Below are 25,201 nucleotides of genomic sequence, written 5' to 3'. Positions count from 1 at the left end.
TTTCGAATGATTTTGAAATACTGCCTGTAACGCTATGAATTACAAGGCAAAATTAGTAATGAATATAAGGATTAAAGCTATGGGTTTTCTTTCCGGTAAGCGCATTCTGGTGACTGGCGTTGCCAGCAAACTGTCCATCGCATACGGCATCGCACAGGCAATGCATCGCGAAGGCGCTGAGCTGGCGTTCACCTACCAGAACGACAAGCTGAAAGGCCGTGTTGAAGAGTTTGCCGCGCAGCTGGGTTCCAGCATCGTTCTGGAATGTGACGTTGCACAAGACGAAAGCATCGACGGCATGTTTGCTGAACTGGCAAAAGCATGGCCGAAATTCGACGGTTTCGTTCACTCCATTGGCTTCGCTCCTGGCGACCAGCTGGACGGCGACTACGTGAACGCGGTTACCCGTGATGGCTTCAAAATCGCTCACGACATCAGCTCCTACAGCTTCGTTGCGATGGCGAAATCCTGCCGCGCGATGCTGAACCCGGGCGCAGCCCTGCTGACCCTGTCCTATCTGGGCGCTGAGCGTGCTATCCCTAACTACAACGTTATGGGCCTGGCGAAAGCCTCTCTGGAAGCCAACGTACGCTACATGGCGAACGCAATGGGTCCTGAAGGCGTGCGCGTTAACGCCATCTCTGCAGGTCCTATCCGCACCCTGGCAGCTTCCGGTATTAAAGATTTCCGTAAAATGCTGGCACACTGCGAAGCGGTTACCCCAATTCGTCGTACCGTTACCATTGAAGATGTGGGTAACTCTGCAGCATTCCTGTGCTCTGACCTTTCCGCTGGTATCTCCGGTGAAGTGGTTCACGTTGACGGCGGCTTCAACATCGCTGCAATGAACGAGCTGGAAATTAAATAAGCTGTGACTCTCTTCCCGCACGGGAAGAGAGTTTTCCCCCCGCACCACCCCTTCGTTATTCCGTTCTGCTATTTGTTATCACCTAACAATATTTTTCCCTTTATCTGCCTTACGCCAGGATATTGATCGCCATTTTGAGATCAAGGAACGCACATGGAACAACGCCGTTTTTCCGGCAAAGGCCACTGGTATCACGAGACCCAGTCGAACCACGCGCAGACAGATGTTCTGCCTCTGGTGCCCGAAGCCGCTAACGTCGACGATCGTTTTTTGCTCGATTTAGCCCTGCCTGATGAGATTGTCACCGCCTGTTCTGGCTGGCTTACCCCTGCCAGAGCCTTGTGCCACCAGCTGTTTCCGCTCTCGATTCCCGTGAACCGCCTGCATACGCTCAGCGCCTACGATCGGCTCAGCACCGCGCTAACGGTCGCCCAGGCCTGTGGGGTTCAGCGGCTTTGTAACCATTACGCCGCCCTCCTCGCCCCGCTTCCCGGCCCGGACTCCTCGCGCGAAAGCAACCGACGTCTGGCGCAAATTACGCAGTACGCCCGCCAGCTCGCCAGCTCTCCTGATGTGATTGATGATAAAGCGCAAAACCAGCTTGATGAGGTTGGCCTGTCAATATATGACATTGTGGTGATTAACCAGATTATCGGGTTTATCGGTTTTCAGGCGCGCGTGGTCGCGGTTTTTCAGGCGCTGTTAGGACACCCCGTTCGCTGGTTGCCAGGCCATCATATTCAGCCGCACACGCTGCCCGCGAGCCACGCCGCCTGGGTGCCGCTATTGCCCGTCGTCGAGCTGCGCTATGCGAGTGCGCATCAGCTTGAGTCGCTGTCCCGCTGGCAGGCAGAACCCGCGCTGGAGGCGCTGACGCCGGTCCTTTGCCATGAGCCTTCGCTGCTCGACCTGACCGGAGAAATCCTGTTAAACACCCGCGAAGCGATCCCGCTGACGTCCCCCGCACTTTCGGCGGCGGTCGAACTGCTGACGCGCTCTCCGGACCGCTTCAGCGCCGCGCAGTTTACCCCGCTCACGGATCAGGGACTCCCCGGCGAACATGCCATCACGCTGCTTACCCGCAGCGCGTTTGATGGCTGGCTCAATCGTCTGAAAGTCGCGTTTGGTAAAGAGGAATAACCATACTAATTACCCAAAGAGCGCTTGCTGAGACAGTGAGAATCGCGTAAAACTGTCAGCCGCTCAATGGCTACGAAAATAGAACATTATGTTTCAGGACAACCCGCTGCTAGCGCAGCTTAAACAGCAACTGCATTCCCAGACGCCGCGTGCAGAAGGGGTCGTAAAAGCCACGGAAAAGGGCTTTGGCTTCCTTGAGGTTGACGCGCAGAAAAGCTACTTCATTCCGCCTCCGCAGATGAAGAAAGTGATGCATGGCGATCGCGTCATGGCCGTCATTCATACCGAGAAGGACCGCGAGTCTGCCGAGCCGGAAGAACTGATCGAACCGTTCCTGACCCGTTTTGTGGGCAAGGTGCAGAGAAAAGACGATCGTCTTGCTATCGTTCCGGATCATCCCCTGCTGAAAGATGCTATTCCCTGCCGCGCCGCCCGTGGCGTTGAGCATGATTTTAAAGAAGGTGACTGGGCCGTAGCAGAAATGCGCCGTCATCCTCTGAAAGGCGATCGCGGTTTTTATGCTGAGCTGACCCAGTTCATCACCTTTGGCGCCGACCATTTCGTGCCATGGTGGGTCACGCTGGCACGCCATAATCTTGAAAAAGAAGCGCCGAACGGCGTAGCGACCGAGATGCAGGACGAAGGTCTGACGCGCCGCGATCTCACCGCGCTGGAGTTTGTCACCATCGACAGCGCCAGCACGGAAGATATGGATGACGCGCTGTACGCTGAAGAGAGCGCCGATGGCAAACTGCATCTGACCGTCGCCATTGCCGATCCAACCGCCTGGATTGCCGAAGGCAGCAAGCTTGATGACGCGGCTAAAATCCGTGCGTTCACCAACTACCTGCCGGGCTTCAACATTCCGATGCTGCCGCGCGAATTGTCAGACGATCTCTGCTCGCTGCGTCCAAATGAAGTGCGCCCGGTCCTTGCCTGCCGCATGATTATCGCCGCAGATGGCGCGATTGAAGACGATATCGAGTTCTTTGCCGCCACCATCGAATCGAAAGCCAAGCTGGCCTACGATAACGTGTCCGACTGGCTTGAAAATACCGGTAGCTGGAAACCTGAATCAGACGCCATTGCCGCGCAAATCCGTCTGCTGCATCGCATCTGCCTCAACCGCGGCGAGTGGCGTAAAACCCACGCGCTGGTGTTCAAAGACCGCCCGGATTATCGCTTTGTTCTGGGCGAGAAAGGCGAAGTGCTGGACATCGTGGCCGAACCGCGACGCATTGCGAACCGCATCGTTGAAGAGGCGATGATTTCCGCCAACATCTGTGCCGCACGCGTGCTGCGCGACAAACTGGGCTTTGGCATTTACAACGTCCACACTGGGTTTGATCCGGCGAATACCGAAGCGCTGGCGGCCCTGCTGAAAAATCACGATGTGCACGTTGATCCGGAAGAAGTGCTGACGCTGCCGGGCTTCTGCAAGCTTCGCCGCGAGCTGGACGCGCAGCCGTCGGGCTTCCTGGACAGCCGCATTCGTCGCTTCCAGTCCTTCGCTGAAATCAGCACCGAGCCTGGCCCGCACTTTGGCCTTGGCCTCGAAGCTTACGCCACCTGGACATCGCCGATCCGTAAGTATGGCGATATGGTTAACCACCGCCTGCTGAAAGCGATTATCAAAGGTGAAACCATTGCCCGTCCTCAGGAGGACACCACGCTGCAGATGGCCGATCGTCGCCGTCTGAACCGCATGGCCGAGCGTGACGTTGGTGACTGGCTGTACGCACGTTTCCTGCAGGATAAAGCCGGTACGGACACCCGTTTCGCCGCAGAGATCATCGATATCAGCCGCGGGGGCATGCGCGTCCGTCTGGTCGATAACGGTGCTGTCGCGTTTATTCCTGCGCCGTTCCTGCACGCGGTTCGTGACGAAATGGTCTGTAGCCAGGAAAACGGTACCGTGCAAATTAAAGGTGAAACAGTTTACAAAGTCACCGACGTGATTGACGTTACTATCGCCGAAGTTCGCATGGAAACCCGCAGTATTATCGCGCGCCCTGTCGCCTGATAACCGGTTCAATTGTCGGCCGTTTCCTTTCCGGAAGGGCCGACAATTTTTCTTTTTATGCCCGCCACAAAATCATTATTTTTCCTTACTATTTTCAGTATCCCTTCGCCCAAAACCGCCATAATTATCTACAGTAAAAGAGTGTTGTTATATTCGGTTACGTGAATTTCTATACGCTCAGTATCCTTTTTAACCTGACTCGTTTTATTATAAGAAAGCAGGGAAAAACAACAGGTTCACTTCGGTTTTGCCGCTGTTTCTCAACGGAAAAGTCGACAGCAAATGAATAATTTGTGCGCTAATGAACAGCTGCGGGAGAAAACATGATGGACGATCTGGAGCAGAATTTGCTGTTTCGCTACATGGGGACTCACAGCCCGTGGTGGCGCCTGTCAGCCGACAGCAACGCTCTGCACCTCTCCACCAGCGAAAATGCCGATGTCACTCAGGTCGTGGCGCTGGACGATGAACAGGCCGATCTCATCCGTCATTTAACCGTTATTACCTCCAGCATTTCCATGTCGCTCTCCCTGTACGGGGAAGATGTCCCGGTTCATCTTGTGGGCCGTAAAATTACCCGCAACGAGTGGGCAGGCACCGCTTCCGCCTGGAACGATACACCCTCCGTGGCGCGCGATCTGGCTCAGGGGCTCTCTTTCGCGGAACAGGTTGTCTCAGAGGCCAACTCCGTCATTGTTATTCTCGATCAGCACGGCAATATTCAGCGTTTTAACCGGCTTAGCGAAGAGTACACCGGCCTGAAAGAGCAAGAAGTGATTGGGCAGAACGTGTTTAAGCTGTTTATGAGCCGCAGCGAAGCGGCAGCCTCAAAGCGCAATATTACCGGTTTTTTTCGCAACGGCAGCTCCTACGAAGTCGAACGCTGGATCAAAACGCGTAAAGGGCAGCGCCTTTTTCTGTTCAGAAACAAATTCGTGCACAGCGGCAGCGGTAAAAATGAAATTTTCCTTATCTGTTCCGGGACAGATATTACCGAGGAGCGCCGCGCTCAGGAACGACTGCGCGTGCTGGCCAATACCGATACCATCACCGGCCTGCCCAACCGCAATGCGATCCACGATCTGATTTCTGACGCCATCGACAACCGCGGCGACACGCAGGTGGGCGTGGTGTATCTCGATCTGGATAACTTTAAAAAGGTCAACGACGCTTACGGGCATATGTTTGGCGATCAGCTGTTGCAGGCTGTCGCCCTCGCCATCTTGAGCTGTCTGGATGAAGAACAGGTGCTGGCGCGTCTTGGCGGCGATGAGTTTATCGTCATGGCCACCAATACCTCTCAGGGCTCTCTGGAGGCGATGGCGTCGCGCATTTTAACCCGCCTGCGCCAGCCGTTCCGAATCGGTCTGATTGAGATTTATACCGGCTGCTCTCTGGGTATTGCCCTCGCCCCGCAGCACGGAAACGACCGGGAAAGCGTTATTCGCAACGCCGATACCGCCATGTACACTGCCAAAGAGAACGGCCGGGGCAAGTTCTGCGTCTTCTCACCCGAGATGAACCAGCGCGTATTTGAGTATCTCTGGCTGGATACCAACCTGCGCAAGGCCCTGGATAACGATCAGCTTCTGATCCACTATCAGCCGAAAATAACCTGGCGCGGAGAAGTCAGAAGCCTTGAAGCGCTGGTCCGCTGGCAATCACCAGAACGCGGCCTGATCCCGCCGCTGGAGTTTATCTCTTATGCCGAAGAGTCGGGGTTGATTGTGCCGCTGGGCCGCTGGGTGATGCTCGACGTGGTTCGTCAGGTGGCAAAATGGCGCGATAAGGGAATAAACCTGCGCGTGGCGGTGAACGTCTCTGCACGCCAGCTGGCCGACCAGACTATTTTCAGCGACTTAAAGCAGGCGCTGAAGGATCTGAATTTTGAATACTGCCCGGTCGACGTTGAGTTGACCGAAAGCTGTCTTATCGAAAATGAAGAGCTGGCGCTGTCCGTGATCCAGCAGTTCAGCCGACTCGGGGCGCAAATTCATCTGGATGATTTTGGCACCGGCTACTCTTCCCTTTCTCAGCTGGCCCGCTTCCCTATCGACGCCATTAAGCTCGATCAATCTTTCGTCAGGGATATTCATAAGCAGTCTATTTCCCAGTCACTGGTGCGCGCTATCGTCGCGGTGGCGCAGGCGTTAAATCTGCAGGTGATTGCCGAGGGTGTGGAGAATGCAAAAGAAGACGCCTTTCTGACCAAGAACGGCGTCAACGAACGGCAGGGTTTTCTGTTTGCTAAGCCGATGCCCGCTGCCGCATTCGAGCGATGGCTAAAACGATATCAAGCGCGAAATCAATGTTAACTGGCTTTACGCAGGCCCGCCGCGTGATGGCGGTTTTGCAGCGTGACCAGACGCTCCATGTAGGCGATATCTTTCGGCTCCAGGCAGAAAGCGGCATCAACCCAGTCTTCCGTGATGTCCATCAGTTCACTGCGAGGCAATTGCAGAACGCGCGTACGGGCGCGCAGCATCGCCCTTACGCCATTCAGTTTTGGCCGCAGCGTGTCGATGAAGGTTCGGGTGGAGACATAGCTTTGTCCCGGTTCAAACAGGACATCCACCAGCCCGTGCTGTTCGTACCATTCAGCCGTATGGGATTCCCCTTTGTAGATGAGTTCCTCCGCCAGCTTCATGCCTGCACGGCGTGCAACCAGGGAATATCCTCCCATACCCGGAAACAGGTTGAAGGCTATCTCCGGGAAACCTAAACGGGCATCGCGCTGAGCCAGGACGAAATGGTGCGCCAGAGCGGCCTCAAACCCGCCCCCTAACGCACTGCCTTCTACCATTGCCAGAGTGATGGCTCCCGTATCAAACCCCCGTGAGGCCGCATGGACGCAATCAACGCAGGCGCGAGCGTACGCCCGTAACGCTTCCCGACGTCCGTTCTGAATGCACTCGACGAAGAACTGTAAATCACCGCCCGTATTGTACATCTCGGGAACCAGCGATCCGGTTACCCAAAAATCAACCGCAAACCCAGACTGGCGAACCAGCCATAAAAAGTTCATGATCTCCTCTATTAACGCATGGTTAAAGCAAGGACGTGGCTGAGCCCGCAGCATCATCCAGACCGTGTGACGCTCCGCCTCGTAATACCCTGACAGCTGAGTGAACCGTTCAGTATCGGTAAACAGTGTGCAGGTAGGCTGATTGATAACTGTCATAGTCTAATTCCTCTTATAAAAAAGCGCCTTGCGCGCAGTTTTAGACTAATCCAGTCATTAAGCCTGCTGCATGAGGGGGAATAAATTTATCACTTACGTTTATGTAATTTAGTTATTGCATTTTTTCCCTTCTCTTTTGAACCTATTTTCTGCATCATTGAAAATATTAACTTTTCGCGCCTGGGGTGAGATTATGTCGACTATTGACGCACAAGCTGTAGCACAACGAATTGATACCGTGCTGGATATCCTGGTGGCGGGCGATTATCACTCTGCTATCCGTAATCTCGAGATCCTGAAGTCTGAACTTCTTGCTCAGAATGGTGCTGACAATGCGCCAGAAAACAGACAGCCAAAAGCTCCGTGGGAAGTTTAATCCCACCGTCTCCGACCTCGTTTCGCTTTATTAAATGGATGCTATGAATTCCCGACAACAACTCATTTTGCAGATGGTCATCGATCAGGGACGCGTAAGCGTAGTCGATCTCGCTAAAACCACCGGCGTTTCTGAAGTCACCATCCGTCAGGATCTTAATCTGCTGGAAAAACAGAGCTACCTGCGTCGCGCTCACGGATATGCTGTCCCGCTGGACAGTGATGACGTCGAGACGCGCATGATGAATAACTACGCGCTCAAACGTGAACTGGCGGAATTTGCCGCGTCCCTGGTGAACAACGGCGAGACCGTCTTTATTGAAAACGGCAGCAGCAATGCCCTTCTGGCGCGCACGCTTGCCGATCAAAAAGACGTTACCATCATCACCGTCAGCAGCTATATCGCGCATTTGCTCAAAGAGACGCGCTGCGAGGTGATTCTGCTGGGCGGTATTTACCAGAAAAAAAGTGAAAGCATGGTAGGCCCGCTGACCCGTCAGTATGTTCAGCAGGTTCATTTCAGCAAGGCCTTTATCGGGATTGACGGCTGGCAACCGGAGACAGGTTTTACCGGCCGGGATATGATGCGCTCCGACGTGGTGAATGCCGTGCTGGAAAAAGAGTGTGAAGCCATTGTGCTGACCGACAGCTCTAAATTTGGCGCCGTTCACCCTTATACGATGGGCCCGGTTTCACGCTTTAGCCGCGTGATTACCGATGAACGGTTGAGCGATGCGCACCGTAATAAACTGGAAGATGACGGGCTGATCGTCAATATTATTAAAACGACCGCCTGAGTTCCCTCCGCGCCCGAATTTCGGGCGCATACGCCCTTCTTTCTCTGAGATGATTCCTGGTACTTCTTTAAGAGTTTTTACCTGTTTAACCTGCATTAAAGTCGTAAAATTAATGTTAGCGATATAACAGGAAGTGACTATCACCTGCGTGATTACGTAACGCCTGCGCGACCAGCTTTCACGGAGAACAGAATTAAGTATTCGATTCGTCTATACTTAACGTGTACATCTTTCCGTGAATCGATAATTCAGGAGAAAGTATTATGACCTTAACCAGCAAAAAATTAGCCGCCGCTGTTCTGGCAATCACTGTAGCAATGTCCCTGAGCGCGTGCTCTAACTGGTCTAAACGTGACCGTAACACCGCTATTGGTGCCGGTGCCGGTGCTCTCGGTGGTGCAGTATTAACGGATGGTAGTACGCTGGGTACATTAGGTGGCGCTGCTGTCGGTGGTATTATCGGTCACCAGGTTGGCAAATAATTATTCTCTAAGCCTTCCCCGGTATTGCGATATTTGAACGCATTTCAGGTCTGACATACGCACGTATATAACACGAGCCACGGCATTTGCCGTGGCTCATTTATTTTAACCGCCTGCCAGTTTGACTTTCATCCCTTTGGCTTCCAGCAGAGATTTTATTAAATCGCGCTTATCTCCCTGGATTTCAATAATACCGTCTTTCACGGCGCCGCCGCAGCCACATTTCTTTTTCAACTCGGCCGCCAGCTTTGCCAGTTCAGCATCACCCAGGTCAATGCCGGAGATAAGGCAAACCCCTTTCCCTTTTCGTCCACTGGTCTGGCGCTGGATCCGAACGATGCCGTCCCCCTTAGGACGTTCCACTTTCGCTTTCGGCTCGTCTATACGCCCGCTGTCGGTTGAATAGACCAGACGGCTGTTGGAATCGGTCATTAGGCCCCCTTTTTCAGCGATGCGTTGATAGCCTTAAGCGTCTCAGCCGGGTTGGCAGACTGCGTCACCGGACGCCCGATGACCATATAGTCAACGCCAGCAGCTAGCGCCTGCTCAGGCGTCATAATGCGGCGCTGATCGCCCACTTCGCTGCCTGCAGGACGGATACCCGGCGTAACCAGTTTAAAATCCTGGCCCAGCGCTGATTTGAAACGTACCGCTTCCTGCGCGGAACAAACAACGCCATCCAGGCCGCAATGCTGCGTCAGACGCGCGAGACGTTCGGCATGCTCGGCGGGTGACAACGTCACGCCCAGGTCGCGTAGATCGTTTTCGTCCATACTGGTCAGTACGGTGACCGCAATCAGCAACGGTGCATCTTTACCGAACGGCAGGAGCGCCTCACGGGCGGCCGTCATCATTCTTGCCCCACCCGATGCGTGGATGTTGACCATCCATACGCCCAGCTCTGCGGCTGCGGCAACCGCGTGCGCCGTGGTATTCGGGATATCGTGGAATTTCAGGTCGAGGAAAACGTCAAAGCCGCGCTGCTGCAGATCGCGAACGATTTGCGGTCCAAACAGCGTGAACATCTCTTTGCCAACTTTCAGACGGCAGTCGCGAGGGTCGATGCCGTCGACAAACGCCAGTGCAGCGTCACGCTTATTGTAATCAAGCGCAACAACAACAGGAGAATCCGTAATTACGCGGGAAGTGGAGGATGTAACAGACGTCATGACCAGCCCTTTTCGTCTATGGGCGCGCAGCGGCGCGGAACAGATAAACGGCCAGCATTCTACCTGCCGACGCCGCAAATTGACAGGATCCATTTACGCGCCTGCCAGGCCGGCAAACCGCACGGAGTTCAGGACAAGGGAAAAACCTTCAGTATGTTGTAACTAAAATGCGGCGTTTTAAAAAATTACTGCCCGTCCAGGCCACGGATTGGCTTGATGGTGGACCAGGCGCGGCAGGAAGGACAGTGCCAGTAGAGCGTATACGCGGTAAAACCACACTTCTGGCAGCGATAGCGCGGCTTGCTGCGCACCTGTTCGCCAACCATGTCGCGCAGCACCATCAGGCTCTCTTTGGCGCGCCCTTCTTCAGCGTCGTTCAGGTGGTAATCCATTAGCTTATGGAACACCCGCATGGTCGGATGACGTTGCAGCTGACGCGTAATATAAACCTGCGCGGTGTCGCTTCCCTCATACTGCTCAACAACGTCAGAGAGCATCAGTTCAGCGGTGGCGCCGGTATTTTCTTCCACGCAGCGACGCAGGAAAGCTACCCACTCTTCCTGCTTGTCGAGCTGTTGATAGCAGGTTTGCAGCATTTCCAGCGTTTCACTGACCAGTTCTTTGTCCTGGTCGATAACCCGCAGCAGGCTTTCAACGGCTTTGGCGTAGTCGCCATTCGCCATAAAGACGCGCCCCATCATGATGGAGATGCGCGCGCTGTTGCGGTCCGCGGCGGCGCCTTTCTTCAGCAGCGCCATGGCTTTATCCATGTCGTCGTTGCCCATCTGCTGAAGAGCAAGCTCACAGTAGAAATGGGCGATCTCAACGCGCTGCTTATCTTTACCCAGCTTCACCAGACGTTCAGCGGTATCAATGGCTTTCTGCCAGTCGCTGGTGGCCTGATAAATCTGCAGGAGCTGCTGCAGCGCGCCGATGCGGAAATCTGTTTCGTCCACCAGCTGCGCGAACATATCTTCAGCGCGATCGTACAACCCCGCGGCCATGTAATCCCGCCCCAGCTGTTGCACCGCAAGGAGACGTTGATCGTAGGTCAGCGAGGCGCTTTCCATCAGAGTCTGGTGAATGCGAATGGCGCGATCGACCTCGCCGCGCGAGCGGAACAGGTTGCCCAGGGTGAGATGCGCTTCAACCGTCCCCGTATCCTCTTTCAGCATATCGAGGAACAGATCTACCGCTTTGTCCTGCTGATTGCTCAGGAGGAAGTTCACCCCCGCAACGTAGTCGCGGGAGAGCCGGTTGGCCTCATCCTGTTTTGTTTGTTGCGCACTTCTGCGGCCCATATACCAGCCATAGGCTGCGGCTACAGGCAAAAGCAGAAACAACAACTCCAGCATAGTCGATTATTCCTTCACGACCGGCACACCAGAGCTTTCCGGAATGTCAGACGCAGGGGCAATGTTATTTTCGAGTCGCTTAATTTTACGTTCAGCGCGCGCAAGAGAAACACGGACTTTCAGCCAGAACAGACCGCAAACCAGCCAGCCAATGGCAAAGCCGGCAGCAAATAAGACCGCCAGCAGGCTTGAGACGCGATACTCACCCTGAGCCAGCAGATAGTTAAACGTCACCTGCTGATCGTTTTGTGCACCCAACGTGACTGAAATGACAAAAATCGCCAATACCAGTAAGAAAATGAGTAAATATTTCACATTACTTCCCGTTATGTGGTTCAAGCGAATAAAGTGTGTTCAATTCACCGCAATCAGCCTTATAAACTACCATTTTAGCGACGAGCGCGAAACGGAAAAAGTGACGCGCAGGTCATGGATCTATGGGCAAAATGCGGAATATCAACCGTCAGGCGTCTGTCTGGTCCCTTTCGGCTATTTCTTCTTTCTCTTCTGGCGGTGGCGTTAGCGGGCCGCAGAATCGTTCAGTGAGCCAGGTCGCCATCATAATCAGCAGCCATGAGATGAGCGTGGCGACGACCAGGTCGCGCGGCCAGTGCATCCCCAGCAGCAAGCGGCTGCCCATAACCCCCGTCGCCCAGACCAGTAAAATCACGATAGTAATCGTTCGACGCCTTGGCCAAAGCAGCCCAACCCCCAGCAACGCCCAGCTGGCCGCAAACATGGTGTGACCGGAAGGAAACGCGAACCCGGTCTCTTTCTGCCAGTGTTTACGCAAGAATTTAGGGATATCCTGCTGTTCCGCAAGCTGTTCTTTCACCAGCGCGCCGCGATCTTTACGCTTTAAATTGTAGAACTCATCTACCGGAACATGATGCGTTTTTTCCAGCCAGACGACAAAAGGACGCGGCTCCTGAACGCGATCTTTAACCCAGGACTTCACGCCCTGACCGACAAGGATAGCGCCCCCGAGGATCGCAAAGAGCATCAGCGCCGTGCGCAGACGAAAGCGCAGGCACCACAGAAACCAGGCGCAGAGGAGTACGTGGGTAATAATCCCCCACGGCTGGGTGACCGTTTCCGTTATCCAGTATAACGTTTTCAGCCACGTGGCGTTCTGCCCGGGCTGCCACATCCAGCCTGAAAGCCATACGGCCAGAGGCATAATCAGTAAAATGGCCGCACCTGCTGCCGTACGTCTGGCGATTGAAAGCATGTCTTCTCCTTTTTCGCTAAGCGTCACAATCATAACTGAAATTAATCCTCCGGGTGGATATGTCGGATCGTGCGTTTAACGTTCATATAGCATGGTGCCCATTAGGCGAACCTGCTGAGCTTGTGGCAAAATGAACTGATACAGAAAGCAAAACAGGGCAAAGGCACGAAACGTGTCAGCCTACTCTGGAGAATCACATGCAGCTTAAACGTGTGGCAGAAGCCAAACTGCCAACCCCATGGGGCGATTTCCTGATGGTGGGTTTTGAAGAACTGGCAACCGGACAGGATCATGTCGCGCTGGTGTATGGCGACATTTCAGGGCAGACGCCGGTTCTGTCCCGCGTCCATTCAGAGTGTCTTACCGGCGACGCGCTGTTCAGCCTGCGCTGTGATTGTGGTTTCCAGCTGGAAGCCGCCCTGTCTCATATTGCAGAAGAAGGCCGCGGAGTGTTGCTTTATCACCGTCAGGAAGGTCGTAATATTGGTCTACTGAATAAAATCCGCGCTTACGCGCTTCAGGACCAGGGCTACGATACGGTTGAAGCAAACCATCAGCTTGGCTTTGCCGCTGACGAACGCGACTTCACCTTGTGCGCCGATATGTTCAAACTGCTGGGTGTGGACGAAGTTCGCCTCCTGACCAATAATCCGAAAAAAGTGGAGATCCTGACCGAAGCGGGGATCAACATCGTCGAGCGCGTACCGCTGATTGTCGGCCGAAACCCGAAAAACGCCCACTACCTGGATACCAAAGCCGCCAAAATGGGCCATCTGCTGAAAGAGTGATGCTAAAAAGCCCGGCACGGGTGCCGGGCTCGTTTCATCAGTCCAGCATCTTACGAATCACATAATGTAAAATGCCGTCGTTCTGGTAATAGGTCAGCTCGGTTGCCGTATCAATACGGCACCGGCAATCCAGCACCTCGGTTTCCCCGTCTGCCCGCGTTAACTTCACCGGCACCGTTTTCCCCGGCTGCAGGTTTTGCAGACCGCTAATCTCAATCTGCTCTTCCCCGGTCAGTCCCAGCGTTTTACGCGTCACGCCCTGAGGGAACTCGAGCGGCAGGATCCCCATACCGATCAGATTCGAGCGGTGAATACGTTCGAACGATTCGGCGATGACCACGCGAACGCCAAGCAGACGCGGACCTTTCGCCGCCCAGTCGCGGCTGGAGCCGGAACCGTACTCTTTCCCGGCGATCACTGCCAGCGGCGTTCCTTCCTGTTGATATTTGACCGCCGCATCATAGATCGAAACGACTTCCGTCCCCGGCAGATGGCGCGTCATGCCCCCTTCCACGCCCGGGACCATTTCGTTACGAATGCGGATGTTGGCAAACGTTCCGCGCATCATGACTTCATGATTACCGCGACGAGATCCGTAGGAGTTAAAATCGCGGCGTTCGACGCCCCGGCTTTGCAGATAACGGCCTGCCGGGCTATCGGCTTTGATACTCCCCGCCGGAGAGATATGGTCGGTCGTGACGGAATCTCCCAGCATCGCCAGTATGCGCGCGCCGTGGATATCCTTAAGCGGTGCCGGCTCGGCCAGCATCTCATCAAAGAACGGCGACAGACGAATATAGGTCGAGTCATCCTGCCAGTCGTAGGTATCTGAGCCCACGACGTTGATGGTTTTCCACTCCGGCGTGCCTTCAAAGACCTCCGCATACTCTTTGCGGAACATCTCGGTTGAGACCTTTTCAACGGCCAGCGCGATTTCACGTGAAGATGGCCAGATATCTTTCAGGTATACAGGATCGTTCTTGCGATCGTGACCAATCGGGTCGGTCGCCAGGTTGATATTCATGTTCCCTGCAAGGGCATATGCCACAACCAGCGGCGGTGAGGCGAGCCAGTTGGTTTTCACCAGCGGGTGAATACGCCCTTCAAAGTTTCGGTTACCGGACAAGACCGCGCCTACCGTCAGGTCACCCTGCCTGATCGCCGTTTCAATGGGTTCAGGCAGCGGGCCGGAGTTACCAATACAGGTCGTACAGCCGTAGCCCACGAGGTTAAAGCCCAGTTCGTCAAGGTACGGCGTCAGTTTGGCCTGCGCCAGGTAATCCGATACCACTTTGGAACCCGGTGCCAGCGAGGCCTTGACCCATGGCTGAGGTTTTAGCCCAAGCTCTACCGCCTTTTTCGCCAGCAGACCGGCCGCCATTAAGACGCTGGGGTTCGAGGTGTTGGTACAGGAGGTAATAGCCGCAATAACAACCGCGCCATCCGGGAGCTGATACTGATGTCCGTTCAGAACATAGTCGACCGGACGGTGATCTTTCTGCGCCACGTTCACTTCAAGGGCATTGCTGGCGGCAAAGGCTTTTGGCACGTCACTCAGCGCAACCCGATCCTGTGGACGTTTCGGTCCGGCGAGGCTCGCCTCGACGCTTCCCATATCGAGTTCGAGCGTGCTGGTGAAGACCGGTTCATCGCCCGGGTTTCGCCACATGCCCTGCGCTTTGGTATAGGCCTCCACCAGCGCGACCTGCTCTTCGCTGCGCCCGCTAAGGCGCATGTATTCCAGCGTGACGTCATCGATGGGGAAAAAGCCGCAGGTTGCACCGTATTCCGGCGCCATATTGGCAATGGTGGCGCGGTCGGCCAGCGGCAGCGAATCCAGACCATCCCCGTAGAATTCTACAAACTTGCCCACCACACCATGCTTACGCAGCATCTGGGTGACGGTGAGCACCAGATCGGTGGCGGTAATGCCTTCAGACAGCTTGCCGGTGAGCTTGAAGCCCACCACGTCAGGGATAAGCATGGACACCGGCTGGCCGAGCATGGCCGCTTCCGCTTCGATACCCCCGACGCCCCAGCCCAGCACGCCCAGACCGTTGATCATGGTGGTATGGGAGTCCGTGCCCACCAGCGTGTCCGGATAGGCGACCCACTCTTTATCCTGCAATTCACTCCAGACGGCTTTACCCAGATATTCAAGGTTAACCTGGTGACAAATACCGGTCCCTGGCGGGACCACGCTAAACCGGCTGAACGCCTGCTGCCCCCACTTCAGGAACACGTAGCGCTCGTGGTTGCGCTCCATCTCCAGACGCACGTTCTCGCCAAAGGCGTCGTCATCCCCAAAGCGGTCAACGGTTACGGAGTGGTCAATGACGAGGTCAACGGGGGAAAGCGGATTCACTTTTGCCGTATCTCCGCCGAGACGCTTAACGGCCTCGCGCATCGCGGCTAAATCAACGACGGCAGGAACACCGGTAAAGTCCTGCATCAGCACCCTGGCCGGGCGGTAGGCGATTTCTCTGTCGGCATGGGCATTTTCCAGCCACCCTGCCAGCGCCTGGATATCATCGAGGGTGACAGAGTCACCGTCCTGCCAGCGCAACAGATTTTCCAGTAAAACTTTCAATGACTTGGGTAAACGCGAAATGTCCCCAAGCGTTCTGGCAGCCAGCGGCAGGCTGTAGTAATGCCAGGTTTTATTTTCTGCCTGTAACGTATCCTTACTGGCTTCGCGTAGGGTTAACGACATAAGCTCCTCCTTAATCACAGAGATGCCCCGACAATCATCAGGGCCGTAATTAAAGATAACACAAAGATGTCGTAACGTTTTGATAACAACCCAAATTGATAAATTTAGGATTGGTCCAGAAAGGAAAAACAAAAAACCCCGCCGTAGCGAGGTTTTACAATTTAGTGGAGGGCCAACCAGATGAGCTGACTCCAGAACAGAATCGACACGGTAAAAACGCCGATCCATGACCAGTATTTGTGAGACGTCATGTTATTCATCATAGGGACACCAGGCATTATTTATTAAAAGTTCCGAGGTAAGTCCTCAGTGCTATATTGCTGATGTGTATTTATTAAAGAGTACGAAAGTGCAGAGTCGATATTCAGACTATTTGCATCATTACGCAATTAACTAAATTATTGTTTTTTGGGTTCGTCTTCTGCGAACACATCAATAAACGCTTGCTGCTGCGGCGTCAGTTTCCAGGACGCGGGTACAACAGTCGCAGGTGCTTTACGCCCTCTGTGGCCGTTGTCACGATGCTGACACATCTGTTTTACCGTTTCTGTACGTACCGTCACTGCCATATTTAACCCCAATATTTCCAGGCCAGGAGAGCAACCACCACCCAAAACAGGGTAGAGACGAGAAAGACCGCCAGCCAGGCTTTACGCTTGAGCGCAGGATCCCTTTGCGGTTCTTCACTTCCTGAAGGCATTGCTAACCTCATACAATCGACATCGCTTATCATTTAGGACCAAACAATTGGTACAATTAATCATCTGTTGAGATAAATCCTAAAGAAACTTTAGCCGAAAAGCCAGTGAATTTACGCACCGGAAGGTATGAAATATTCAATCTTTTGACCAGAAATAAATAATTGAAAAGAAAAATTTGCGAAGGCGTAAATTAGTTTCTACTTTTGTCGCCAATTCACGACATTATAACCATACGGATTAAATGGATAATGACATTATATGACAGGGGATACGCAGATGATGATAATTCTAATTTAGCTTTGAGGCGTTATTTCGGTATCTTTCCCTAAGGGAAAGATACCGGGTGTGATTATTTTTCGGGGAGTTTGATGTCTTTAAACATCTCTTCAATATCTTCATTTGAGCGTAATGCAACGGCGGTATCAACCACGTCACGCGTTAAATGAGGGGCAAAGCGCTGAATAAAATCATACATATAGCTGCGCAGGAAGGTGCTGCGACGGAAGCCAATCTTTGTGGTGCTATGACTGAAAACATCATGCGCATCAAGACGCACCAGGTCAGGGTCTGACACCGGATCCACCGCCATGCTGGCAATAACGCCCACCCCCAGACCAAGCCGCACATAGGTTTTAATCACGTCGGCGTCCGTCGCGGTAAAGACAATGCGCGGCGTTAACCCTGCCCGGTTAAAGGCCGTATCAAGCTCGGACCGTCCGGTAAAGCCAAACGTATACGTTACCAGCGGATATTGCGCCAGCTCTTCGATAGAGACCGACCCTTTGCCCGCCAGGGGGTGATCGGGGGTCACCACGATAGAACGGTTCCAGTGATAGCATGGAAGCATCACCAGATCGTCATACAGGTGAAGCGCTTCGGTGGCGATGGCAAAATCTGCATTCCCCTTGGAAACGGCTTCAGCAATTTGCGTTGGCGAGCCCTGATGCATATGCAAAGAGACGCGAGGATAACGCTCGATAAAGCCTTTGATAACGCCGGGTAGCGCATAGCGCGCCTGGGTATGCGTCGTGGCAATATACAGCGAACCTTTATCCGGCCAGGTGTGTTCTCCCGCCACAGACTTAATCGCATCGACTTTGGAGAGGACTTCACGCGCAATGCGGATGATTTCCTGCCCCGCAGGCGTCACCTGGGTGAGATGCTTACCGCTGCGGGCAAATATCTGGATACCTAACTCGTCCTCCAGCATACGAACTTGTTTGCTGATGCCCGGTTGCGAGGTATACAACCCCTCGGCGGTAGAAGAGACGTTAAGGTTATGATTCACCACCTCAACGATATAACGAAGCTGCTGTAATTTCATGCCAGACCATCCGATTTAGCGCATGCGGTCAATCGCTTAAGACGATTTAATAATAAGAAACAGGTTAACTATAACCACTATATCATTTATAGCCTGACTGTATAGTACGGAACAAAAAATAATAACAAGGCAATAAAAAAGGGCCGGAAATCCGGCCCTTTTACAGGTAAGTTACGGTAAGGGAAGATTATTTCTTGCCTTCAACCCATTTGCCATCGACAAAGAAGGCAGACCATCCGGTCGCTTTACCCTCTTTCTCGGCCGCAACATACTGCTGCTTAGTTTTACGGCTAAACCGTACCACGGTTTTGTTGCCTTCCGGATCCTGCTGTGGCGCATCGGCCAGATAACGCAGTTTCTCAGGCAGACGATCGCGGAAGCGATGCAACTCTTCCACCAGCGGCGCGCGCGTTTCACGCGATTTCGGGAAGGTGTTGGCGGCCAGGAAGACACCTGCGGCACCATCACGCAGCACGAAGTACGCGTCGGATTTCTCGCACGGCAGTTCTGGCAGCGGAACCGGATCTTCCTTCGGAGGAGCCACTTCGCCGTTACGCAGAATTTTGCGCGTGTTTTTACACTCGTCGTTGGTACAGGCCATGTACTTACCGAAACGCCCCATTTTCAGGTGCATTTCAGAGCCGCACTTCTCGCATTCCACAATCGGGCCGTCATAGCCTTTAATGCGGAACTCGCCCTCTTCGATCTCATACCCGTCACACGTTGGGTTATTACCGCAGACGTGCAGCTTACGTTTTGGATCGATCAGGTAGCTGTCCATTGCCGTGCCGCATTTCTTGCAGCGGCGTTTGGCACGCAGAGCGTTAGTTTCCGCATCGTCACCCTCCAGCACGTTGAGAACTTCGTTCTCAGGCACCAGGTTGATGGTGGTTTTGCAGCGCTCTTTTGGTGACAGCGCATAGCCGGAGCAGCCAAGGAATACGCCCGTGGTTGCTGTGCGGATCCCCATCTTGCGGCCGCAGGTTGGACAGTCGATGCTGGTCAGAACCATCTGGTTAGGCAGCATGCCGCCCTCTTCAGGATCTTTCTCCGCTTTTTCAAGCTGGTCGGTAAAGTCGCTGAAGAAGCTGTCGAGTACCTTTTTCCATTCCGCCTGATGGCTGGCAACCTGGTCGAGGCTGTCTTCCATTTGCGCGGTGAAATCGTAGTTCATCAACTCGCGGAAGTTTGCCTCCAGACGGTCAGTGACGATCTCACCCATTTTTTCCGCATAGAAACGGCGGTTTTCAACGCGTACGTAGCCACGGTCCTGGATCGTCGAGATGATGGACGCGTAGGTCGACGGACGACCAATACCGCGTTTTTCCAGCTCTTTCACCAGGGACGCTTCACTGAAGCGCGCAGGCGGCTTGGTGAAGTGCTGGGCTGGCACGAGGTCAACCAGCGAGAGCTCATCCCCTTTATTTACCGCCGGCAGCGTTCGGTCTTCATCACCTTTACGCAGCGCTGGCATCACCTTCGTCCAGCCGTCGAAACGCAGGATACGACCGCGCGCTTTGAGACGGAACTCACCCGCACCAACGGTCAGCGTGGTGGAGTCGTACTGCGCTGGCGTCATCTGGCACGCCACGAACTGGCGCCAGATCAGCTGATACAGCTTCTGCGCGTCGGCTTCCATGTCTTTCAGCGATTCCGCTAACACCGAGACGTCAGAAGGACGAATCGCTTCGTGTGCTTCCTGAGAGTTCTCTTTGCTGGCGAACTGGTTAGCGCTTTCCGGCAGGTATTTCTTACCGAAATTGTCACTGATGTAGCCGCGCACCATGCTGACCGCGTCCTGACTCAGGTTGGTTGAGTCGGTACGCATGTAGGTGATGTAGCCCGCTTCATACAGGCGCTGGGCCATCATCATGGTCTTCTTCACGCCATAACCCAGACGCGTGCTTGCAGCCTGTTGCAGCGTGGAGGTAATAAACGGTGCCCCCGGCTTGCTGCTGGTCGGTTTGTCTTCACGTTCCAGCACCTGATAGCGTGCTTTTTCCAGCAGCGCTACGGCGGCCATGGTCTGGTCGCGGTTTTCTGGACGGAAAGGCTTGTCGTTGTGATGGCTCACCTGCAGCGGCAGAGCGTCACCGCCCGGCGTGGTCACATTGGCATCGACTTCCCAGAACTCTTCCGGCACGAAGGCTTTAATTTCGCGCTCACGCTCAACGACCAGACGCACGGCGACGGATTGCACACGCCCTGCGGACAGGCCACGGGCAATCTTCTTCCACAGCAGTGGAGAGACCATGTAGCCCACAACGCGGTCCATAAAGCGACGAGCCTGCTGTGCGTTTACGCGGTCAATATTCAGTTCGCCCGGCTTCTCAAACGCCTGACGAATCGCATTCTTCGTAATTTCGTTAAACACTACACGGCTGTAGCGTTTGTCATCACCACCGATCACTTCCCGCAGGTGCCACGCAATGGCTTCCCCTTCGCGGTCAAGGTCGGTTGCGAGATAGATGTGGTCTGCTTTTTCAGCAAGCTGCTTCAGCTCGTTAACGACTTTTTCTTTCCCGGGCAGCACTTCATATTGTGCATCCCAGTTATGCCATGGGTTAACACCCATGCGGTTGACAAGCGCGCTACGTTCATCCTTTTTAGGCTTTTTAGCCCCTTTGGTGGAGGTAGAGTCTGCGCTCTTTTTGCTGGCTGAGCCACTGGTCGGCAAATCGCGGATATGACCGACGCTGGACTTAACCACGTAGTCATTACCCAGATACTTATTGATCGTTTTGGCTTTTGCCGGGGACTCAACGATGACGAGAGCTTTACCCATATTCACCTTTACCTAATTTAATTCTTCCAGGAATACGCCGCACGTTGATTTCCCTTCCGCTGACGACGAGCCAATGATATTGCGACTGCCTCAGGAGATATCAACCCCTTTGACTTACCGGACGTTAATGAGAAGACGCCCAGGTGATTGAGTTTTCGGGTATTTTTCTCACATCTCGTGTAATTCGTGACGAATTCCCGGTTGAATGTCAAGCAATTCTGTTGCCAGAATGACGAAAGCGCACACTCTACCTGATAAAATTCGTTACGCAACTTTATTAGCATGCAAAAGCAGATCCCGCCAGCCAGGACCCTGCACCTTATCCCCTCACATTACAGGGAAAATTTGCCCCCAAAGCGCCCTCGGCGTAGACTATTGTCACTGTTTAAGGAGTGGATTATGCAGAATACGACCCAACCTATTGACCGAGCCTCTCTGCTTATCGAAGCAAACAAGCTTATCCGTGACCATGAAGATACGCTGGCGGGCATTGAAGCCACCGGGGTAGAGCAGCGTAATGGCGTGCTGATTTTCAGCGGCGAATACTTCCTTGACGAACAGGGTTTACCGACCCCGAAAAGCACCGCCGTGTTTAACATGTTCAAATACCTGGCGCATACGCTTTCAGAGAAATATCACCTGGTCGATTAACGCAAAACGCGAGGCATATGCCTCGCGTTTTTGTTTACAGCAGCGGTTTTTGTCCGCGCTGTAGCCAGCGCAGCAGCAGACGGTCCGCGCTTTCTGCCGCACTGTTGGTAAAGCGGTCAAGGAGTCGCTTACGCTGGGTAAAGCGCACGCCCACCAGTTCCCGGCCTTCCATCAGATTGAGCAGCAGATCGTCGCTGGTTCCGACTTCATCCACCAGCCCTTTCTCCTGCGCCTGGACGCCGTACCAGTGCTCGCCCGTCGCGACCTGTTCAATATCGAGCGTTGGGCGCATACGGTGTACAAAATCTTTAAAGAGATGATGCGTTTCGTTGAGATCTTCGCGGAATTTTTGACGCCCTTCTTCCGTGTTTTCCCCCAGCAGCGTCAGGGTACGTTTGTACTGACCCGCCGTGTGAAGTTCGATATCAATCTCTTTATTTTTCAGGAAGCGGTTAAAGTTCGGAATTTGTGCGACCACGCCGATCGAGCCAATAATGGAGAACGGCGCGGCAACAATTTTGTCCGCCACGCAGGCCATCATGTAGCCACCGCTCGCGGCCACTTTATCCACGGCAACGGTCAGCGGGATCTGTTTTTCACGCAGGCGCTGCAGCTGTGAGGCGGCCAGTCCGTAACCGTGAACCACCCCGCCCGGGCTTTCAAGACGCACGACAACCTGATCCTGCGGTGTCGCCACGGCCAGAACGGCAGTCACTTCTTCCCGCAGAGAAGACACTTCATGCGCATCCATACTGCCTTTAAAATCGAGCACATAGACGCGCGGCGTGGCCTTATCCTGCGGCGCATTGAGCTTTGCTTTTGCCTTTGCCGCTTTGGCTTCCTGTTTATGCTTTTTCTTCTGCGCTTTCTGCCAGAGTTTCTGTTGATGACTATCAAGCAGCGCCAGAGACATCTCTTCCTGCATCTCTTTATACTGCTCGCTCAGGCGGGTGATGCGTAACTCCCCACGCTGACGCTTGCGCTGCGTCAGGTTGGCAATCAGAACGGCAACCACCGCAATGGCAACCACCACCGTCGCGATTTTGGCCAAAAACAACCCATATTGAGAAAGTAATTCCACGCGTTTCACCTTGATTTAACCACGAATCTTTCACGGCAGTGTACAACAGCCCTGCCCATGCGTCTCGCTCGTGACATTACCTCTGCGAGCCGCCTTCAGGAATCCCCGGACTGGAGTTTAAATATTTGCAAATTGTTAATTTTACAGTAATGCGTCCTGTAGACTGATTGAATTATTAAGCTAATTCGGGCATAAAGCCGAAAAGTCATCATAAAGGCGCCATTGCGTCACCGGTCGCCTGAGGAGTCACCGTGCATTATCAACCGCAAAAAAATCTGCTGCAAAACCGGATTATTCTTGTCACCGGTGCCAGCGACGGGATTGGCCGCGAGGCAGCCCTGACATACGCCGAATATGGCGCCAACGTCATTCTGATCGGGCGCAACGAAGAAAAACTGAAAAACGTCGCCCAGGAGATTGAGGCCGTATGCGGCACGCCGGCCCCGTGGTATACGCTCGATTTACTGACCTGCACGCCTGCGGTGTGCCAGGAATTAGCCCAGCGCATCAGCGCTCACTATCCGAGACTCGACGGCGTGCTGCATAACGCCGGTTTGCTAGGTGAAGTGCGTCCGATGGATGAACAGGATCCAGATATCTGGCAGCAGGTGATGCAGGTCAACGTCAACGGCACTTTTTACCTCACACAGGCATTGCTTCCTTTATTACTCAAATCCGAGTCCGGGTCACTGGTCTTTACCTCGTCCAGCGTTGGCCGTGAAGGACGCGCAAACTGGGGAGCCTATGCCGTATCAAAATTCGCGACCGAAGGCATGATGCAGGTGCTGGCGGAGGAGTACCAGAACCGCCATCTGCGCGTAAACTGCATTAACCCGGGCGGTACGCGCACCAAAATGCGCGCCAGCGCGTTCCCGAGCGAAGATCCGCAGAAGCTGAAAACCCCGGCAGACATTATGCCGCTCTATCTCTGGCTGATGGGCGACGACAGCCGCCGCAAAACCGGGATGACCTTTGACGCCCAGCCGGGACGTAAACCAGGAATTTCGCAATGAGTGAAGAACGCCATCAGCAGCGCCAGCAGCGTCTGAAAGAACAGGTCGATGCGCGCGTCGCGGCAGCCCAGGACGAACGTGGGATCGTCATCGTTTTTACCGGCAACGGAAAAGGGAAAACCACCGCCGCATTCGGCACGGCGACACGCGCCGTTGGACACGGTCAAAAAGTGGGTGTGATCCAGTTTATCAAAGGCGAATGGCCCAACGGTGAGCGGAATTTGCTTGAGCCTCACGGCGTTGAGTTTCAGGTGATGGCGACCGGGTTTACGTGGGATACTCAGAACCGGGAAACGGATACTGCAGCCTGTCTCGCCGTCTGGGAGCATGCAAAGAGAATGCTGGCCAATCCCTCGCTGAATATGGTTCTGCTGGATGAGATCACCTATATGGTCGCCTACGACTACCTGCCGCTGGAAGCCGTGCTGGATGCTCTGAAGAATCGTCCTGTACACCAGACGGTTATCGTCACGGGGCGCGGATGTCATCGGGATATTCTGGAGATGGCCGATACCGTCAGCGAGCTGCGTCCGGTCAAACATGCGTTTGATGCAGGCATCAAAGCGCAAATTGGAATTGATTACTAAAGAAAAAAGCCCGGTGCGTTCACCGGGCTTTAATATTAACCGTTGTTGTTACGGCTGCCGGAGCGGCGGCTGCTGCTCACCTGGCTGTGGCGCTTCACCGCGCGACGGATCTGATTCGCCTTCATGCGACGACGATCTTTTTCCACCGCCACTTTTGAGGTGGTTTCCGGCGTCAGGCCAACCAGCTCGCGCAGGTAGTTGGTTTGGGTCAGATCCAGTTCGGTATAACCCCCGCGCGGCAGACCTTTCGGCAGCAGAATGTCGCCGTAACGAACGCGGATCAGGCGGCTAACCTGCACGCCTACCGCTTCCCAGAGACGACGCACCTCGCGGTTACGGCCTTCGGTCAGGGTCACGTTGTACCACTGGTTAATGCCTTCCCCACCGGTAAACTTGATGGTTTTGAACGCCGCAGGACCGTCTTCAAGCTGAACGCCACGCGACAGATCGCGCAGTTTATTTTCGTCAACCTGGCCAAATACGCGCACCGCGTATTCACGTTCCACTTCACGGCTTGGGTGCATCAGACGGTTTGCCAGTTCACCATCGGTAGTAAACAGCAGCAGACCGCAGGTGTTCACGTCCAGACGGCCGACGGCAATCCAGCGAGCGCCACGCAGTTTAGGCAGACGGTCAAACACCGTCGGACGACCTTCCGGGTCGTTGCGGGTGCACAGCTCGCCTTCCGGCTTGTAGTAAGCCAGTACGCGGCAGATCTGTTCAGCGGACTCTTTAACGGAGATAAGATGACCATCGATGCGGATCTTCAGCCCCGGTACGATTTCTACGCGGTCACCCAGCGTGGCGATTTTACCGTCCACACTCACGCGGCCCGCTTCAATAATGGCTTCGATTTCACGGCGTGAACCGTGGCCGGCACGCGCCAGCACTTTCTGTAACTTCTCGCTCATTGAGCTTCCTCAGGTGTCGCCTTCAC

25 protein-coding genes are annotated in these 25,201 nt (G+C 54.2%); 11 read left to right on the top strand and 14 right to left on the bottom strand.

Translation table 11 applies throughout. The features are described 5' to 3' along the window. Window positions 1-79 precede the first annotated feature (79 nt). The 4 genes from fabI (at window position 80) to pdeR (ending at window position 6,346) form a co-directional block, all read left to right on the top strand. The gene (gene fabI / locus FOY96_RS09460) at window positions 80-868 is read left to right on the top strand and encodes an enoyl-ACP reductase FabI (RefSeq protein WP_003856831.1); all 789 of its coding nucleotides are present in this window, start codon (window positions 80-82) and stop codon (window positions 866-868) included. A 153-nt stretch (window positions 869-1,021) separates the two neighbouring features. Continuing rightward, on the top strand, window positions 1,022-2,008 hold the full coding sequence (locus FOY96_RS09455; RefSeq protein ID WP_094935679.1) for a CMD domain-containing protein: 987 nt from the start codon (window positions 1,022-1,024) through the stop codon (window positions 2,006-2,008). Window positions 2,009-2,096: 88 nt separating this feature from the next. Beyond that, complete coding sequence (locus FOY96_RS09450) at window positions 2,097-4,031, top strand: exoribonuclease II (protein WP_143346891.1); 1,935 nt, start codon at window positions 2,097-2,099, stop codon at window positions 4,029-4,031. Window positions 4,032-4,354: 323 nt separating this feature from the next. Then, entirely contained in the window at window positions 4,355-6,346 is a 1,992-nt protein-coding gene (gene pdeR, locus FOY96_RS09445; RefSeq protein WP_143346890.1) for a cyclic di-GMP phosphodiesterase, read from the top strand. Here pdeR and FOY96_RS09440 read toward each other — a convergent pair. Further along, entirely contained in the window at window positions 6,343-7,212 is an 870-nt protein-coding gene (locus tag FOY96_RS09440) for a crotonase/enoyl-CoA hydratase family protein (protein WP_143346889.1), read from the bottom strand. The genes pdeR and FOY96_RS09440 overlap by 4 nt on opposite strands. Before the next feature lie 193 nt (window positions 7,213-7,405). Between FOY96_RS09440 and FOY96_RS09435 the strand changes: the two genes are divergently transcribed. From FOY96_RS09435 to osmB, 3 genes are all read left to right on the top strand, one after another. Further along, on the top strand, window positions 7,406-7,588 hold the full coding sequence (locus tag FOY96_RS09435; RefSeq protein WP_024907126.1) for a YciZ family protein: 183 nt from the start codon (window positions 7,406-7,408) through the stop codon (window positions 7,586-7,588). A 43-nt stretch (window positions 7,589-7,631) separates the two neighbouring features. Further along, complete coding sequence (gene yciT, locus FOY96_RS09430; protein WP_023312063.1) at window positions 7,632-8,384, top strand: DNA-binding transcriptional regulator YciT; 753 nt, start codon at window positions 7,632-7,634, stop codon at window positions 8,382-8,384. 263 nt (window positions 8,385-8,647) lie between these two features. Further along, on the top strand, window positions 8,648-8,866 hold the full coding sequence (gene osmB, locus FOY96_RS09425; protein ID WP_008501216.1) for an osmotically-inducible lipoprotein OsmB: 219 nt from the start codon (window positions 8,648-8,650) through the stop codon (window positions 8,864-8,866). 105 nt (window positions 8,867-8,971) lie between these two features. Here the strand turns inward: osmB and yciH are convergent, their stop codons facing one another. The 5 genes from yciH to pgpB all read right to left on the bottom strand — a co-directional run bounded on the left by yciH (window position 8,972) and on the right by pgpB (window position 12,621). Continuing rightward, the gene (gene yciH, locus FOY96_RS09420) at window positions 8,972-9,298 is read right to left on the bottom strand and encodes a stress response translation initiation inhibitor YciH (protein WP_143346888.1); all 327 of its coding nucleotides are present in this window, start codon (window positions 9,296-9,298) and stop codon (window positions 8,972-8,974) included. Further along, window positions 9,298-10,035: an orotidine-5'-phosphate decarboxylase gene (gene pyrF / locus FOY96_RS09415; RefSeq protein WP_143346887.1), complete on the bottom strand. Its 738-nt coding sequence runs from the start codon at window positions 10,033-10,035 to the stop codon at window positions 9,298-9,300. The genes yciH and pyrF overlap by 1 nt, the downstream gene beginning before the upstream one ends. 185 nt (window positions 10,036-10,220) lie before the next feature. Then, window positions 10,221-11,390 carry a lipopolysaccharide assembly protein LapB gene (gene lapB / locus FOY96_RS09410; protein WP_023335944.1) on the bottom strand — a complete coding sequence of 390 codons (1,170 nt, stop codon included), beginning with the start codon at window positions 11,388-11,390 and terminating at the stop codon, window positions 10,221-10,223. A 6-nt stretch (window positions 11,391-11,396) separates the two neighbouring features. Next, window positions 11,397-11,705 (bottom strand): LapA family protein, encoded by a 309-nt coding sequence (locus tag FOY96_RS09405; protein WP_023312067.1) that lies wholly within the window; start codon window positions 11,703-11,705, stop codon window positions 11,397-11,399. 148 nt (window positions 11,706-11,853) lie between these two features. Continuing rightward, entirely contained in the window at window positions 11,854-12,621 is a 768-nt protein-coding gene (pgpB, locus tag FOY96_RS09400) for a phosphatidylglycerophosphatase B (protein ID WP_143346886.1), read from the bottom strand. A 197-nt stretch (window positions 12,622-12,818) separates the two neighbouring features. Between pgpB and ribA the strand changes: the two genes are divergently transcribed. Next, window positions 12,819-13,409 carry a GTP cyclohydrolase II gene (gene ribA, locus FOY96_RS09395; protein ID WP_008501210.1) on the top strand — a complete coding sequence of 197 codons (591 nt, stop codon included), beginning with the start codon at window positions 12,819-12,821 and terminating at the stop codon, window positions 13,407-13,409. A 37-nt stretch (window positions 13,410-13,446) separates the two neighbouring features. On the opposite strand, the gene acnA is transcribed toward ribA, so the two are convergent. From acnA to topA, 6 genes are all read right to left on the bottom strand, one after another. Then, a complete protein-coding gene (acnA, locus tag FOY96_RS09390) occupies window positions 13,447-16,122 on the bottom strand; it encodes an aconitate hydratase AcnA (RefSeq protein ID WP_143346885.1) in 2,676 nt (891 codons plus the stop codon). A 161-nt stretch (window positions 16,123-16,283) separates the two neighbouring features. Beyond that, window positions 16,284-16,382: a small membrane protein YmiC gene (ymiC, locus tag FOY96_RS23095; RefSeq protein ID WP_032623144.1), complete on the bottom strand. Its 99-nt coding sequence runs from the start codon at window positions 16,380-16,382 to the stop codon at window positions 16,284-16,286. 138 nt (window positions 16,383-16,520) lie between these two features. Next, window positions 16,521-16,691: a hypothetical protein gene (locus FOY96_RS22960; protein WP_032656727.1), complete on the bottom strand. Its 171-nt coding sequence runs from the start codon at window positions 16,689-16,691 to the stop codon at window positions 16,521-16,523. Between the two features lie 2 nt (window positions 16,692-16,693). Continuing rightward, window positions 16,694-16,834 (bottom strand): YmiA family putative membrane protein, encoded by a 141-nt coding sequence (locus FOY96_RS09385; protein ID WP_213327741.1) that lies wholly within the window; start codon window positions 16,832-16,834, stop codon window positions 16,694-16,696. Window positions 16,835-17,172: 338 nt separating this feature from the next. Next, entirely contained in the window at window positions 17,173-18,147 is a 975-nt protein-coding gene (gene cysB / locus FOY96_RS09380) for an HTH-type transcriptional regulator CysB (RefSeq protein ID WP_024907120.1), read from the bottom strand. 187 nt (window positions 18,148-18,334) lie between these two features. Next, window positions 18,335-20,932, bottom strand: coding sequence for a type I DNA topoisomerase (gene topA / locus FOY96_RS09375; protein ID WP_033145741.1), 2,598 nt, complete (start codon window positions 20,930-20,932; stop codon window positions 18,335-18,337). Window positions 20,933-21,331: 399 nt separating this feature from the next. On the opposite strand from topA, the gene FOY96_RS09370 reads away from it, so the two are divergent. Then, entirely contained in the window at window positions 21,332-21,583 is a 252-nt protein-coding gene (locus FOY96_RS09370; protein WP_023312072.1) for a YciN family protein, read from the top strand. A gap of 34 nt (window positions 21,584-21,617) precedes the next feature. On the opposite strand, the gene sohB is transcribed toward FOY96_RS09370, so the two are convergent. Then, on the bottom strand, window positions 21,618-22,664 hold the full coding sequence (gene sohB, locus FOY96_RS09365; RefSeq protein ID WP_048975113.1) for a protease SohB: 1,047 nt from the start codon (window positions 22,662-22,664) through the stop codon (window positions 21,618-21,620). 251 nt (window positions 22,665-22,915) lie between these two features. Between sohB and FOY96_RS09360 the strand changes: the two genes are divergently transcribed. Both FOY96_RS09360 and cobO read left to right on the top strand, forming a co-directional pair. After that, window positions 22,916-23,677 carry a YciK family oxidoreductase gene (locus FOY96_RS09360; protein ID WP_143346884.1) on the top strand — a complete coding sequence of 254 codons (762 nt, stop codon included), beginning with the start codon at window positions 22,916-22,918 and terminating at the stop codon, window positions 23,675-23,677. Beyond that, window positions 23,674-24,264 (top strand): cob(I)yrinic acid a,c-diamide adenosyltransferase, encoded by a 591-nt coding sequence (cobO, locus tag FOY96_RS09355; protein ID WP_143346883.1) that lies wholly within the window; start codon window positions 23,674-23,676, stop codon window positions 24,262-24,264. Before FOY96_RS09360 ends, cobO begins: the two co-directional genes overlap by 4 nt. A 35-nt stretch (window positions 24,265-24,299) precedes the next feature. Here cobO and rluB read toward each other — a convergent pair whose 3' ends face one another. Further along, a complete protein-coding gene (gene rluB, locus FOY96_RS09350) occupies window positions 24,300-25,175 on the bottom strand; it encodes a 23S rRNA pseudouridine(2605) synthase RluB (RefSeq protein WP_023312076.1) in 876 nt (291 codons plus the stop codon). Window positions 25,176-25,201 lie beyond the last annotated feature (26 nt).

This window comes from Enterobacter asburiae (assembly GCF_007035645.1).
Taxonomy (GTDB): Bacteria; Pseudomonadota; Gammaproteobacteria; order Enterobacterales; family Enterobacteriaceae; genus Enterobacter; species Enterobacter asburiae_B.
This window is presented reverse-complemented; position numbering and strand designations above follow the sequence as displayed.

Coding starts and splice junctions, on each gene's coding strand:
- fabI (WP_003856831.1), top strand. CDS start 80: ATGGGTTTTCTTTCCGGTAAGCGCATTCTGGTGACTGGCGTTGCCAGC.
- FOY96_RS09385 (WP_213327741.1), bottom strand. CDS start 16,834: ATGAGGTTAGCAATGCCTTCAGGAAGTGAAGAACCGCAAAGGGATCCT.
- FOY96_RS09435 (WP_024907126.1), top strand. CDS start 7,406: ATGTCGACTATTGACGCACAAGCTGTAGCACAACGAATTGATACCGTG.
- yciT (WP_023312063.1), top strand. CDS start 7,632: ATGAATTCCCGACAACAACTCATTTTGCAGATGGTCATCGATCAGGGA.
- pgpB (WP_143346886.1), bottom strand. CDS start 12,621: ATGCTTTCAATCGCCAGACGTACGGCAGCAGGTGCGGCCATTTTACTG.
- acnA (WP_143346885.1), bottom strand. CDS start 16,122: ATGTCGTTAACCCTACGCGAAGCCAGTAAGGATACGTTACAGGCAGAA.
- topA (WP_033145741.1), bottom strand. CDS start 20,932: ATGGGTAAAGCTCTCGTCATCGTTGAGTCCCCGGCAAAAGCCAAAACG.
- rluB (WP_023312076.1), bottom strand. CDS start 25,175: ATGAGCGAGAAGTTACAGAAAGTGCTGGCGCGTGCCGGCCACGGTTCA.
- FOY96_RS09455 (WP_094935679.1), top strand. CDS start 1,022: ATGGAACAACGCCGTTTTTCCGGCAAAGGCCACTGGTATCACGAGACC.
- ymiC (WP_032623144.1), bottom strand. CDS start 16,382: ATGAATAACATGACGTCTCACAAATACTGGTCATGGATCGGCGTTTTT.
- osmB (WP_008501216.1), top strand. CDS start 8,648: ATGACCTTAACCAGCAAAAAATTAGCCGCCGCTGTTCTGGCAATCACT.
- pdeR (WP_143346890.1), top strand. CDS start 4,355: ATGATGGACGATCTGGAGCAGAATTTGCTGTTTCGCTACATGGGGACT.
- yciH (WP_143346888.1), bottom strand. CDS start 9,298: ATGACCGATTCCAACAGCCGTCTGGTCTATTCAACCGACAGCGGGCGT.
- FOY96_RS22960 (WP_032656727.1), bottom strand. CDS start 16,691: ATGGCAGTGACGGTACGTACAGAAACGGTAAAACAGATGTGTCAGCAT.
- cobO (WP_143346883.1), top strand. CDS start 23,674: ATGAGTGAAGAACGCCATCAGCAGCGCCAGCAGCGTCTGAAAGAACAG.
- ribA (WP_008501210.1), top strand. CDS start 12,819: ATGCAGCTTAAACGTGTGGCAGAAGCCAAACTGCCAACCCCATGGGGC.
- cysB (WP_024907120.1), bottom strand. CDS start 18,147: ATGAAATTACAGCAGCTTCGTTATATCGTTGAGGTGGTGAATCATAAC.
- pyrF (WP_143346887.1), bottom strand. CDS start 10,035: ATGACGTCTGTTACATCCTCCACTTCCCGCGTAATTACGGATTCTCCT.
- lapB (WP_023335944.1), bottom strand. CDS start 11,390: ATGCTGGAGTTGTTGTTTCTGCTTTTGCCTGTAGCCGCAGCCTATGGC.
- FOY96_RS09450 (WP_143346891.1), top strand. CDS start 2,097: ATGTTTCAGGACAACCCGCTGCTAGCGCAGCTTAAACAGCAACTGCAT.
- FOY96_RS09370 (WP_023312072.1), top strand. CDS start 21,332: ATGCAGAATACGACCCAACCTATTGACCGAGCCTCTCTGCTTATCGAA.
- FOY96_RS09440 (WP_143346889.1), bottom strand. CDS start 7,212: ATGACAGTTATCAATCAGCCTACCTGCACACTGTTTACCGATACTGAA.